The organism is Salinimonas marina (assembly GCF_015644725.1).
Taxonomy (GTDB): domain Bacteria; phylum Pseudomonadota; class Gammaproteobacteria; order Enterobacterales; family Alteromonadaceae; genus Alteromonas.
In genome coordinates, this window is sequence record NZ_CP064795.1 from 1,278,744 (window position 1) to 1,292,109 (window position 13,366).

Here is a 13,366-nt window from a genome sequence, read left to right on the forward strand (position 1 = left end):
TCGCCATTTTGAGGCAGAGTCTGGCATAATAGCGCTTTTCAGTTATCTGCGGTTTGTATGTCCTCTATCTCTAAAGTCTTTTCTGCTGACGGTCTGCTGGCCAAAACAATTGATGGGTTTGTACCCAGAGAAGCGCAAACCGACATGGCGCAAGCAGTGCAGACCGCGCTGGATAAAAAACACAGCCTGGTGGTCGAAGCGGGGACGGGCACCGGTAAAACCTTTGCCTATCTTGCGCCGGCACTGCGGGCGAAGGGCAAAGCGATCGTCTCCACCGGCACCAAAAATCTGCAGGAACAGTTGTATCATCGAGACTTACCGCTGGTTAAAAAAGCCCTGGGCAGCTTGCGAAAAACCGCGCTGTTAAAAGGGCGCTCAAATTATCTTTGCCTGCATCGTCTGGCTCAGCATGGGGGCAATTCGACCCTGCTGGAAAAAGAAACGCTGGATCAGTTATCAGCGGTTAAAACCTGGTCGACCACCACCAAAAGCGGCGATATGGGTGAGTTGAAAACATTGCCTGAAGATGCCCGGGTGTTGCCGCTGGTCACTTCCACAGTAGACAATTGTCTGGGCCGGGATTGTCCCGATTATGAAGATTGTTATCTGGTGCAGGCACGTCGAAAAGCGCTGGAAGCCGATGTTATCGTGGTCAACCACCATCTGTTTTTTGCCGATATGGCACTAAAAGATACCGGCTTTGGAGAATTAATCCCCGAAGCCGATGCCGTCATTTTTGATGAAGCCCATCAGATCCCGGATATCGCCAGTGACTATTTTGGTGAGACCTTGTCCACCCGCCAGATTCACGACATGGCCAAAGACATTACCCTGTTGTTCAGAACCGTCTTAAAAGATGCCGGGCAATTAGATAAAGCCGCCGACAAATGCCGCATCGTGGCCTCAGATTTACGCCTGTTGTTTCCCGAAAATCCTCAGCGTGGGAGCTGGGTGGAAGCGATGGAACGCGAAGATGTACAGACACAGATAAGCCGGTTGGCCGATGCGTTAGGCGTGTTGCATGAAGTCTGTAAACTTAATATCGGACGCGACAAAGACCTGGATAATTTGTACGAACGCGTGGTGGAAGCACGGGAACAGCTTGATTCATTTCGTAATACCGAACAACAGGGCGTGAGTCTGTGGTATGAAACCACGCCCCGTCATATGGTTTTGCACCTGACCCCGTTATCCATCGCCGCAAAATTCCGACGCTTTATCAGCGATCCCCCCGGGGCTGGATTTTTACCTCGGCCACGCTGATGGTGGATGGTGGCTTTGAGCATTTTCAGCGACGCATGGGGCTTGAGGATGCGAAAACCCTGGGCCTGGACAGCCCATTTGATTATCAGCAGCAGGCCATGCTGTGTGTGCCCAGGTATTTGCCAGAACCGAACAGTTTTAGCATGCGCGAAACCTTGCTAAATACCGCGAAAACGTTGATTGAAGCCAGCCGCGGCCGCTGTTTTTTACTGTTTACCAGCCATGCGATGCTGCGTGAAACCGCCGCGCGCCTGGAAGAACAAATTGACAACCCATTGCTGGTGCAAGGCAGTACCACCAAGCAAGCGCTGCTGGCAGAGTATCTGGCCAACGAAAACGCAGTACTCATGGGCACCGGCGCCTTTTGGGAAGGGGTGGATGTGCGCGGCAGCGATCTGGTGTGCGTAATGATTGACAAACTGCCCTTTGCCTCGCCCGATGATCCGCTGTTGCAGGCGCGGATGGAAGATGTCAAAAAACGCGGGGCCAATCCGTTTGCCGCTATCCAGATACCGCAGGCGGTGATTACCCTCAAACAAGGTGCCGGTCGGTTGATCCGTGACCCGAGCGATAAAGGCGTGCTGGTTATCTGCGATAATCGGCTGGTCACCAAGCCTTATGCCAAAACATTTTTAGCCAGCTTGCCCGATATGCAAAGAACCCGAAGCCTGGACCAGGTAGCATCCTTTCTGGCCGACATAGAGTAGTAACTTATGAAAAACCTATTAGCCATTGATACGGCCACTGAAGCCCTTTCTGTAGCCTTGCAATTTAACCAGCAAACCTTTCATCGGTTTGAAATATGTCCGCAGCAGCACAGCCAGAAGTTGCTGCCGATGATTGATGAAGTGCTTAATGAGGCCGGGGCCGCACTGCAGGATCTGGATGGTCTGGTCTTTGGGCGTGGGCCGGGAAGCTTTACCGGAGTAAGAATTGCCACAGGCATGATTCAGGGCCTGGCGTTGGGTTCCCAGCTACCGGTGGTGGGGGTCAGCACGCTGGCAGCAATGGCCCAGCAGGCGGTAGCAGAGCAGCAGGCGTCACACATTGTTACTGCTATCGATGCGCGTATGAACGAGGTGTATTTTGGGTGCTTTAAAGCCGTAGAACAGCTCGCCGTGAGTACCCTGGATGAGCAGGTTTGCGCGCCCGAGCTTGCCGCGCAATTGTTACCTGTCCCAATAGGGGGGCAGCACTTTGTGGCTGTCGGTACCGGCTGGCAGGCTTACCCGGCCCTGACTGAGCAGTGCAGCGCGCAAGCGGTATCCATACTTTATCCACACGCCCGATATATGCTGGCGCTGGCCGAGCCGGAGTTTGAGGCGGGGCGCACTTATAGCGCGGAAACCGCAGAACCGGTTTATCTGCGGGATAAAGTGACATGGAAAAAACTGCCTGGCCGAGAGTAGTGAAACCAGAAAAGGGCATGAATCTTGCCTATGTAATGTTTCGAAAAACAAAATTTCTGTCGCCGGTTGCTATCGTTATATTATTGCAGGTGTTAATCGTCTCTAGTTGTTATGGATATAAACTCTAACTTTTCAGTTATTGCTCCGGACTCGCAAAGTCGTACCAGCCACGATGCGGGTAAGGTGCGCCGTCTTACTCGTGAAGAGCAAACCCCGGCAATAGAGTCCAGCCAAAGCCTGCGTACCACTGCCAATCCGGATACGCTGAATAAAGCCCGTCGTTTTGCCCAGGAGTCCGGCTACGATCAGCCCCAGGGCAAGGGCAATGAAGCAGTTCTGGCGTATATGAGTCTGGAACGTGAAGCTCAGCGCGATACTATCCGGACCATGATGGGCGTCGATCTGTACGCCTGACAGCGTAAAAATTAAGTTTGTTCAGCTGTTATTCATCCCAATTTTCTATACTATCGTAAACAATAATCTCAGCCTTTATGGGGATAGTTATGTTGTTAAAAGCAATGGCCGTGAGCGTGGTATTACTGCTAAGTGGTTGTGCCATGGTACCTGATAATCTGGCGGTGCCTGAAGGGACAACATTGGTGTCCTACCAGGGGGCAGTGACCGGCGGCAGTGAGGTTACCGGGCGCACTGCACGATGGGGCGGGGTGATTGTCGGGGTAGAAAACAAACCCGACAAAACTTTTATAGAAGTTGTGCATTTCCCGCTTAACCATTACGGTCGACCCAACACCTCGGAAGAAACCATCGGACGCTTCAAAGTCAAAATTGACGGCTTTGTCGATCCTATTGTATTTGATGAAGGCCGTTCGGCCACCTTCTTAGGCAACGTCGCCAAGCCCATTACCGGAATGGTGGGGGAACAACCCTACATGTTTCCAGCGGTCCAGGCCCGGGATTATCACCTGTGGCGGGAAACAACCACCTACGATGTATCTACCCTGTATTTCAATTACGGCACGGGTTGGTATTCCCCCTTTTATTATGGGCACCCACATTGGGGGCCACACCCAGTTTTTAGTCGGTCGCATATCAGGGTAATTGAAAGCCGGGGCTTTCAGCCTAAGTTGAAACAACAAAAAGCACTTAAGGAAAACCGGTTAAAACGTCTTGAAAGACGATCCGAACGCGTCAAAGACGGTATAAAATCTGAGATTGACTAAGCATATCGTTGCCGCTTACCGGCAACAATATGCCATAGAGGCGGCGGCTTTTTGCCGCCGTTCGTGTTTTGACGATAAAAGGATGTGACATGATTGAAACAGAATTTCAGGCCGGTGCAGTCACTCTTACTGCATTGGATAACCAGGGCGGCGGCACCGTCATCATCGGCTTGCATGGGTATATGGATAACGCTGCCAGCTTAGAGCCCCTGGCCCCGTTTTTACATAATTTTCGTTTTATCGCGCTGGATATGGCCGGGCACGGTAGCTCGACTCACCGGCCTTACGGCAGCCACTATAATTTGGTGGATTATCTGCAGGACTTGCATGCCATGATTGAACACCAGGGATTTGAGCAGGTGGTGCTGCTAGGCCATTCTCTGGGTGGGATTCTGGCGACCATGTATGCCGGTATTTTTCCTGACAAAGTAATCGGGGTAGTGAGTATTGACGCCTGCGGGCCCCTTACTGAATCTGCAGACACCACGGCAGCCCAGCTCAAAGACAGTATTGAAAGTCGCTATAAGCGAAGTCGCAACCGGCTGAAGGTGGTCGATCTTGAACAGGCGGTCGCAGCCCGCTGTCAGATTAGCGATATCGGCGAGTCCCATGCCAGGGCGATATTGCAACGTAACCTCACCCAGGATGCCGGTGGACATTATTTTTGGGCCAGCGATCCAAAACTGCGTACCCGCTCAAACTTACGCCTGACCGAAGAGCAGGCCAAAGCCCTGATGGCGTCAATAACCTGCCCGGTCTATTTCGCCGCGGCCAGTGACAGCTTCAAAAACCTTCGCGAACGTTACGGGCAGCGGGCCAGTTGGTTTAAACATGCCCAATGTGATTATTTTACCGGCGGTCATCATGTTCATATGGAAAAGCCAGAGGAAATAGGGCCTGCAGTAGCTCATTTTGTTGAACAATTGTAAACGTGGTCATTTATCTTTACGGGGACTTCCGATACTATACCGAAGTAATCAGACCAGTTGTGCATTTCTCAATCAACATGCCCTGGAAGTAATATAAAAGAATAATAAGTAGGAGGTTTTGTGGAGAAAACCTGGCTTGAGCATTACGACCCTCGCGTTAATGCAGAAATCGACCCGGACCACTATTCATCAGTTGTCGATATCTTTGAGCAATCTGTAAAAAATTATGGCGACGGTACCGCCTATATCAATATGGGGCATGAAATATCGTTTAACGAGTTAGACGAACTGAGTGCACAGTTTGCTGCCTATTTGCAAAATAGTGGTCTTAAGAAGGGTGATCCGGTGGCGATCATGATGCCCAACCTGTTGCAATATCCGGTGGCAATGTTTGGTATTCTGCGTGCCGGGCTGGTGGTGGTAAATGTTAACCCGCTTTACACCGCCAGAGAGCTTAAACATCAGCTAAAAGACTCCAACGCCAAAGCGATTGTAATTGTTGAAAACTTTGCCTGTACCCTGGAAGAGGTTATCGACGATACGCCCATCCAACAGGTTTTTCTTACTGCCTTAGGCGACATGCTGCCTGCACCCAAGCGTTGGGTGGTAAACCTGGTGGTGAAACACGTTAAGAAAATGGTGCCTGCGTTTGGCTTAAAATCATCGACCTCCTTTATGAAGGCGGTAAAAGAAGGCGCAAATCTGACGTTTACCAAGCCTGAGATAACCGGCGAGGATCTGGCATTTTTACAGTATACCGGGGGTACAACCGGGGTATCTAAAGGCGCCATGCTTACCCATCGCAATATGATTGCTAATCTGGAACAGGTTTCGGGGATCCTGGAAACCGTCATCGAAAAAGGCAAAGATCTGGTTGTCACGGCACTGCCGCTTTATCATATTTTTGCCCTATTGGCCAATGGCTTACTGTTCCTGAAATACGGCTGTCCTAACCTGCTTATTACTAATCCACGGGATATGCCAGGCTTTGTAAAAGAGCTGGGGAAATATCCGTTTGCCATTCTGCCAGGGGTCAATACTCTGTTTAACGGGTTGCTTAACACCCCCGGGTTCAGTGAGCTGGATTTTTCTAAGTTCAAGTTTGGCTTAGGCGGGGGTATGGCCGTGCAGCGGCCGGTGGCCGAAAAATGGGAAGCAGTGACCGGTACCGTATTGCTGGAAGGCTACGGCCTGACGGAATGTTCACCGGTGGTCGCCGTTACGCCGCCTCAGATTGGTGAATACAAAGGCACCATCGGGCTGCCGGTGCCTTCCACCGACATCAAATTACTGGATGAAGACGGTAATGAGGTGGCTGCAGGCGAACCCGGAGAAATGTGGGTGAAAGGACCACAGGTTATGCGCGGCTATTTGAATCGTGAAGCCGCCACCAATGAAATTTTGCAGGATGGCTGGTTAGCCACGGGCGATATCGCTAAAGTCGATAAACAAGGTTACTTCTATATTGTTGACCGTAAAAAGGATATGATTCTGGTATCTGGCTTCAATGTATTTCCTAACGAAATTGAAGAAGTCGCCGCCATGCATGAAGGCGTCATCGAAGCGGCAGCGATTGGTGTACCCCATGATGTCAGTGGTGAGGTGGTCAAACTGTACGTGGTTAAAAAAGATGACAGCCTGACGGCTCAGGATGTTATTACTCATTGTCGCAAGCACCTGACCGGATATAAAATTCCAAAACAGGTTGTGTTTAAAGACGAGTTGCCAAAAACCAATGTCGGTAAAATTTTGCGACGCGAGCTGCGCGACTGATGGCAAAATAGATTTCGTTGCTGGGTGTCTTGGGACACGCAGTGTTTCAAGGTTTTTTCAGGGACAGCCGGCATTTGCCGGCTGTTTTTATTATTATGGACTATGAATTAATCACCACCACCGCCCAGCTCAATGCGGTGTGTGAAAAGGCTGGCAAATGCGATGCAATTGCCCTGGACACCGAATTTGTACGCACCCGCACACTGACTCCGCAACTGGGGCTATTACAACTGTACGATGGCGAACAGCTGGTGCTGATCGATCCCTTGGCCATTGACGATATGTCCGCCTTTGTCACGTTGTTGACCAACCCTGAGGTGGTGAAAGTGCTGCACTCATGCTCAGAAGATTTAGAAGCATTTTTAAATGCGTTTGAGACGCTGCCGACGCCAATTTATGATACCCAGTTTGCCGCGGCAATGCTGGGCATGGGCACCTCCTTAGGTTATGCAAAACTGGTGGAGTTGCTAAGCGGTGTAGTGCTGGATAAAGGTGAGTCAAGAACCGACTGGCTGGCGCGGCCGCTAAGTCCCAAACAACTGGTGTATGCGGCTAATGATGTACTGTATTTATTGCCGGTTTACCGTGAGCTTTATCAGCAAAGCGAAGCGGCCAGCAAAACCGGTTGGATCATAGAAGAAATGGCTGGACTGGGGGTAAAAAAGCAATCGCAATTACCGCTGGAACATGCCTATTTACCTATCAAGAACAACTGGAAACTCAACCCCAAACAATTGACGGTATTGCAGTATCTGGCGGCGTGGCGGTTACAACTGGCTCGGCAAAAGGATATCGCACTTAATTTTGTGGTCAAAGAAACGGTACTGTTGGATATTGCGCTGCGCTTGCCCCAAAACCGCAATGCCTTAAGCGCCATTGACGGCATGATAGGCCCAACCATGCGCCGTTATGGAGATACGCTGGTGACCCTGGTGCAAGACGCCCTGAACGAGTTTGAACAATTGCCAGAAACCCGGCATTTGCCTAAAACCCGGCGCCTGATGGAATTTCCAGCATACAAAAAGACCTTGGCAAAAGTAAAATCACTTGCCAATGACGTGGCTCAGGAACAGGCGATCCCGGTCGAAGTGGTGGCGTCTAAAAAACAGATGAACCAGGCCATAAAATGGTATTGGCTCACGATAGATGAAACCCGGGCTCAGGGCTTGCAGCCTGATTTGCTAAGCGGCTGGCGGGGCCGGCTGTTCGGTGACCGGTTAACCCAACTTTTAGATGACTCTAAATAGGAATACCTATGCTGTGCGCAGTGTACAAATCACGAAAAAAAGAGGGCATGTTCCTCTATGTTAAAAACAAAGAAGATTTTTCGTCAGTACCCGAGGTATTGATGCAACAGTTTGGGCAGCCTGAGCTGGTAATGCTGTTACCGCTGGATAAACGCGAACAGTTGGGGCGGGTCAGTAAAGAAAAATTAATGTCGGCCCTGAACGAGCAGGGATATTACCTGCAGATACCGCCTAAGCGGGAAGACTGGCTGGCGGAACATCGTCTGGCAATGGGGCTGAGCGCCCGCGAAGAATCGAAAAAATTCTGATATGAAGCTTTTTACCCTCATTAGTCTGCTTCTGCTAATCGCTACCTCACGCTTTGCTTTGGCCCAATCGCAGCCGGCGGAAAAAAGCGAAGCAGGGTTTCATAGTTATGTAAAACAGCTTCAGGAAGAGGCACAATCAAAGGGATTTTCAGCAGCTTGGCTGAACACCCAGCTTGAGCATATTGCTTACCGGCCCACGGTCGTCAAAGCCGACAAAAATCAGCCTGAGCGTAAGATTACGCTGGACAATTATCTGGCGACCCGGGTGCCAGACTGGAAGGTGAGCCAGGCTGTTTCTCTGTATCAACAACATCAGTCACTACTGGAAGAGATAGGCCAGCGCTATGGCGTCCAGCCCAGGTTTATTGTGGCATTGTGGGGGAACGAGTCTAACTTTGGCAAACTTCAGGGCAAGTTTGATGTATTGTCTGCGCTGGCGTCGCTGGCTTATGAAGGCCGGCGTGAAGCGCTTTTCAAAAAGCAGTTTTTTGCTGCCCTGACGCTATTGAAGCAAGGTCATATCGAAGTTAGTAAATTGAAAGGCTCGTGGGCCGGCGCCATGGGCCAAAGCCAGTTTATGCCAACTTCCTTTTTAAGCTATGCAGTAGATTATGATCAGGATGGCCGTAAAGATATCTGGAATACACCCGCCGATGTGTTTGCTTCCATTGCCAATTTTCTGGCCTCTGAAGGCTGGAACGATCAGTATACCTGGGGTCGTCAGGTTAAACTGAAGGAGCATTATCAGGGTGAGCATGCCGGGCTGAAGAAAACCGGGTTCGTGACGCTGGCGCGTTGGAGCGAGCGGGGCGTGACTCGATATAATGGCAATAAGCTGCCCGTCGTGGATATTAAGGCCTCATTAATTATGCCTGATGGCCCTGATGGGCGGGTTTATCTGGTTTATAATAACTTTCATACTCTGATGAAATGGAACCGCTCCAGTTATTTTGGCGTTTCTGTCGGCTACCTGGCCGACCGCATCAAAAAAGGACACTGATATGTACCAGCATCTGAATAATCTGGACCTGCCAATTGAATTGCCTGCCGGAAAGGTCGTCTGTGTGGGGAGAAATTATCTGGATCATGTACAGGAAATGCGTTCTGAGGTGCCCGACGAAGCGCTATTGTTTATGAAGCCTAAAGCCGCGCTTTGCCATCTGCAACAGCCTATTGTTATCCCCGGCGATAAAGGCGAGTGTCACAATGAACTTGAGCTGGCGGTGTTAATCAAAAAGCCGCTTAAAAACGCCAGCGAAGAGGAAGCATTACAGGCGATATGGGGCGTAGGAATTGCTTTGGATCTTACCTTGCGGGAGGTTCAGACTCGCTTGAAAGGAGCAGGGCACCCGTGGGAGCGCGCCAAAGCCTTTGATGGCAGTTGCCCGGTATCCGGTTTTGTCCCCCGCACTCAGTTCGAGGATTTACAAAATCTTGAGTTTTCGCTGACCGTGAACCAAAAGATTCGCCAACAGGGTAATACCGCTGCTATGATGCGCCCCGTTTTGGCGTTGCTGGCAGAAATGTCTGCGGAGTTTTCGCTGGAACCAGGTGATATCGTGCTTACCGGCACCCCGAAAGGCGTCGGCCCATTAGCCCATGGCGATACCATCACCGCCCGTTTATCTTCTGTAATTGATTTAACCACAAGTGTAGTAGCAGCATGACAGACCGGTTCTGGGAAACCAAAACACTCGAACAAATGACTGATAAAGAATGGGAAGCCTTGTGCGATGGCTGCGGCAAGTGTTGTCTGCATAAATTTATCGAGGATGACAGCGCCGAGGAAGCAGCGCCCACTGATCAGCTGCACGGGGATGAACAGGTTCACTATACCAATATTGTTTGTAGCTACTTAAATACCCGGACCTGCGAGTGTACCGAGTATGAAAATCGCACGACCCTGGTCCCTGATTGTGTAAAGCTCACCAAAGCCAATCTTAAAGATATTTTCTTTATGCCGACCAGTTGCAGCTACCGCCGCTTATATGAAAACCGGGGGCTGCCTTCCTGGCATCCGCTGCTTAATCAGGGCAAAAAAAGCAAAATGCACCAGCAAAAAATGTCGGTGCGGGGCAAAACGGTGTATGAATGCGACGTGGATTTAGACCATTTCGAAGATTATATCGCGCTATGGCCGCTCGAAGATCTTGATTAAAGCGGGGCTAATGCTAGTCGTTGCTGGTTAGCGCATATAGATAGGCATCCCGCCCGAAGATTCTTTTCTTACACAAGCCTTCTGCCTGTGCACCCAGCTTAGTGGCCACTTTCATACTGGCTTTGTTGGCCGGTTCAATAAGCAATTCGAGCCGGTTTAGCTGAATCTGCGACAACGCCAGTTTTTGCAAACTCTGACACAGGGTCACCGCCAGATTGCGGCCACAGGCCTCGGGACGTATCCAGTAAGCCAAATTTGCTACTTCATGCACCGGGTGAATATGGTTAATAATGCCCATTCCCAGACACACATTATCATGCATCAGCAGATACACAATGCCATAACCATCCTGGCGCTTTTGTTCGCAGTCCTGGACAAACTTGCGAACCGCAGCCGGGGTGACCGGGCATAGCCCGGCGCCCAGCCAGGGTTTGACATGATCCGCTGAGGCGCGGCAGGCTTCGGTGAGGGCCTCAATATGCCGCGAGCCCAGACGTACTACGGTGACCTCGCCGTACGTATTGGGCGCTGTAGGCAGGCGCGCCGGCAATATCGACAAATCAATCAAAACGACTTTTTGTCCAGTAACCGACAGCTCAATACCACGACACCGGTAATAAAATAGGCACCAAACAAGATCACCATCCATTCGGCCATGCCCATCGACATGAAGCGCCAGCCATCTTCCATGCAATCGCCTTTGGCGGCAAATATAGCCGGTAGCCATTCATGCAGTGGCAAAAACGAGGGAAAATTGGGAACAATTTCACAACTGGCGAAGAAGGGGTTTGATGCATTTGAAATTTCGACATGTTCACGGGCGATGAGCCAGCCCCAGCCAGCGGACACTAACCAGATAACAAAGCCGGCAAAGCGGGTAAGGCGGTTGTTGATCAACATTACCAGCAATCCGGCCAGAACCACGCCGTACATGGCGGTGCGCTGATAAATACACATAATGCAGGGCGCTAGCCCCAGACCATACTGAAAATATAACGCTGCCAGTTCAAGCCCCAGCGAGGTTATAAAAAGTATCAGCCAGGCCGCTTTATGGGCGGCCAGCCGGCTTATCGACTGTATCAAGCTCATGGGATATTCAATACACCTGTGTTAATGCGATGACGACACGGCGCCGGGGTCAGCGCTATGATGTTCTATTAAATGTGAATCGTACAACCATTGCGTAGCGTCCAGCAAACCATAATATGTAGCGGCTAACCCAACTAGTGTCAGCACGATAGTATAGGGCAGCGCCATGATCACCATTTTGCCGTAAGACAACCGCAACAACGGTGCAATAGCCGAGGTTAGCAAGAACAAAAAGGCAGCCTGGCCATTGGGCGTAGCAACACTGGGAAGGTTGGTACCGGTATTGATGGCTACGGCCAGCAAATCAAACTGATCACGGGTTATCTGGCCTTCGTTTAAGGCGGCAGTGATCTCGGTTATGTAGACGGAACCCACAAATACATTGTCGGAAACCATCGACAGCACACCGTTAGCAAGATAGAACATTACCAGCTGGGTTTTACCCTCAAAGCTCAACACCCAGTGAATTACCGGCTGGAACAATCCCTGGTCAATAATCACGGCCACCACCCCAAAAAATACACACAGTAGCGCGGTAAACGGCAATGCTTCTTCAAAGGCTTTGCCTAAAGCATGTTCTTCAATAATGCCACTCATTGAGGTGGCCAGAATAATTACCGACAAACCAATCAAACCGACCGAGGCAAAATGGCCGGCTAGTCCGACTATCAACCATACGCCGATAAGCGCCTGTACCGCTAAGCGGGCTTTATCGCGCTTGGTTCGCTCCTGGTCCGAGTGAGTGTCATAGTCAACCAGAATTTCACGTACGGCGGGTGACAGTTTAGCCCCGTAACCGCACAGTTTGGTTTTTTCAAGCACAAAGGTGGTCGCCAGGCCGAAGACAAAAACAGGTAAAGTGATAGGCGACATACGAATGAAAAATTCGAGGAAATTCCATCCGGCTTTATCGGCGATAATCAGGTTTTGCGGTTCGCCTACCATGGTCATGACACCCCCAAGGGCGGTACCTACCGCAGAGTGCATCATCAGATTACGTAAAAATGCCCGAAAATCTTCTAAATCGTTTTTACCCAGTTCGTGCACCTTGTCATCACTGGTGTGGTCATGATCATGATGAAATTCCTTACCCGACGCCACTTTATGATAAATCGTATAGAAGCCCAGTCCGACACTGATGATCACCGCCACTACCGTCAGTGCGTCTAAAAACGCTGACAAAAATGCCGACGCGGCGATAAAGCAAATGGACAGCGTCGTTTTATTGCGAACTTTGATGACCAGCTTGGTGAACAGGTACATCAGCAAGTCTTTCATAAAATAAATACCGGCCACCATAAAGACCAGTAATAATAAGACTTCCAGATTAACCTGAATCTCATGCAGCATATGTTCAGGCGAGGTCATGCCGATAAACATCGCCTCTATCAGCAGTAATCCTCCAGGCTGTAGGGGTAGCATTTTAAAGCCATCGCCAGCGTAAAAATAAACTGAATAACCAGCACCCAGCCCGCCAGGTAACTGTCGAACATAAATATAAACGGGTTGGCGATTAGACAGCCGATGATGGCTTTTTTGTACCAGTCCGGTGCATGCCCCAGAAAATTCCGGTACAGCGCCACAGGCATGGAGGTTTGCATGATTTAAATCCTTCTACCAATCGTAGACATGTGTTGTGTGAAAATAAAAGATGTCACTTTCCGTAGGCGTAATGCCGGGCCAGCGATAATAATCAGGTCATTGCCGCGCTAATACGGGCGTACCTAAGCCTAGCGTAAATTTTTAACCTGCGGAAGGCAGTAGCGCCAATAAAGCACGAAATTAGCTTTTGTTCCAGGCATCTGATTATACGTATGTTTTTTTGAAGAATATGTTTAGCCACGAAACTGTATCGGGATGTTAACGTTGGTGGTAGTTGGTGCGCCTTTTGAGTCTTGCATCAGACCCTCGAATAGCGACCTGCTCCAGGTTTTTCGCGAACCGCCTCGCGGCTTGTGCCGTTCCATGGTTTTACTTTCAGCACCACCCGATAAAACTGGGACTTACTG

General features: G+C 50.2%; 12 protein-coding genes and 2 pseudogenes. 11 read left to right on the forward strand and 3 right to left on the reverse strand.

Annotation, left to right across the window (positions count from 1 at the left end; translation table 11 throughout):
* The first annotated feature begins 57 nt into the window (after positions 1–57).
* The 11 genes and pseudogenes from IT774_RS05685 (at position 58) to IT774_RS05735 (ending at position 10,268) form a co-directional block, all read left to right on the forward strand.
* Positions 58–1,970 (forward strand): annotated as a pseudogene (locus tag IT774_RS05685) (ATP-dependent DNA helicase).
* A gap of 6 nt (positions 1,971–1,976) precedes the next feature.
* Positions 1,977–2,672, forward strand: coding sequence for a tRNA (adenosine(37)-N6)-threonylcarbamoyltransferase complex dimerization subunit type 1 TsaB (gene tsaB / locus IT774_RS05690; RefSeq protein ID WP_195811724.1), 696 nt, complete (start codon positions 1,977–1,979; stop codon positions 2,670–2,672).
* A gap of 111 nt (positions 2,673–2,783) precedes the next feature.
* Entirely contained in the window at positions 2,784–3,086 is a 303-nt protein-coding gene (locus tag IT774_RS05695; RefSeq protein WP_195811725.1) for a hypothetical protein, read from the forward strand.
* A gap of 89 nt (positions 3,087–3,175) precedes the next feature.
* Positions 3,176–3,853: a Slp family lipoprotein gene (locus tag IT774_RS05700; protein WP_232365135.1), complete on the forward strand. Its 678-nt coding sequence runs from the start codon at positions 3,176–3,178 to the stop codon at positions 3,851–3,853.
* Positions 3,854–3,942: 89 nt separating this feature from the next.
* Entirely contained in the window at positions 3,943–4,782 is an 840-nt protein-coding gene (locus IT774_RS05705) for an alpha/beta fold hydrolase (protein ID WP_195811726.1), read from the forward strand.
* 120 nt (positions 4,783–4,902) lie between these two features.
* A complete protein-coding gene (gene fadD / locus IT774_RS05710; protein WP_195811727.1) occupies positions 4,903–6,555 on the forward strand; it encodes a long-chain-fatty-acid--CoA ligase FadD in 1,653 nt (550 codons plus the stop codon).
* A gap of 95 nt (positions 6,556–6,650) precedes the next feature.
* Positions 6,651–7,802: a ribonuclease D gene (gene rnd / locus IT774_RS05715; protein WP_195811728.1), complete on the forward strand. Its 1,152-nt coding sequence runs from the start codon at positions 6,651–6,653 to the stop codon at positions 7,800–7,802.
* A gap of 8 nt (positions 7,803–7,810) precedes the next feature.
* Positions 7,811–8,110 carry a YcgL domain-containing protein gene (locus IT774_RS05720; RefSeq protein ID WP_195811729.1) on the forward strand — a complete coding sequence of 100 codons (300 nt, stop codon included), beginning with the start codon at positions 7,811–7,813 and terminating at the stop codon, positions 8,108–8,110.
* 1 nt (position 8,111) lies between these two features.
* A complete protein-coding gene (locus IT774_RS05725; protein ID WP_195811730.1) occupies positions 8,112–9,110 on the forward strand; it encodes a lytic murein transglycosylase in 999 nt (332 codons plus the stop codon).
* A 1-nt stretch (position 9,111) separates the two neighbouring features.
* Positions 9,112–9,777 carry a fumarylacetoacetate hydrolase family protein gene (locus tag IT774_RS05730; RefSeq protein ID WP_195811731.1) on the forward strand — a complete coding sequence of 222 codons (666 nt, stop codon included), beginning with the start codon at positions 9,112–9,114 and terminating at the stop codon, positions 9,775–9,777.
* The gene (locus IT774_RS05735) at positions 9,774–10,268 is read left to right on the forward strand and encodes a YcgN family cysteine cluster protein (protein ID WP_195811732.1); all 495 of its coding nucleotides are present in this window, start codon (positions 9,774–9,776) and stop codon (positions 10,266–10,268) included. The genes IT774_RS05730 and IT774_RS05735 overlap by 4 nt, the downstream gene beginning before the upstream one ends.
* Before the next feature lie 13 nt (positions 10,269–10,281).
* Here IT774_RS05735 and IT774_RS05740 read toward each other — a convergent pair whose 3' ends face one another.
* From IT774_RS05740 to nhaB, 3 genes and pseudogenes are all read right to left on the reverse strand, one after another.
* Positions 10,282–10,836: a GNAT family N-acetyltransferase gene (locus IT774_RS05740; protein WP_195811733.1), complete on the reverse strand. Its 555-nt coding sequence runs from the start codon at positions 10,834–10,836 to the stop codon at positions 10,282–10,284.
* A complete protein-coding gene (dsbB, locus tag IT774_RS05745) occupies positions 10,833–11,357 on the reverse strand; it encodes a disulfide bond formation protein DsbB (protein WP_195811734.1) in 525 nt (174 codons plus the stop codon). The genes IT774_RS05740 and dsbB overlap by 4 nt, the downstream gene beginning before the upstream one ends.
* Before the next feature lie 21 nt (positions 11,358–11,378).
* A pseudogene (gene nhaB, locus IT774_RS05750) lies at positions 11,379–12,958 on the reverse strand (sodium/proton antiporter NhaB).
* Positions 12,959–13,366: the final 408 nt, after the last annotated feature.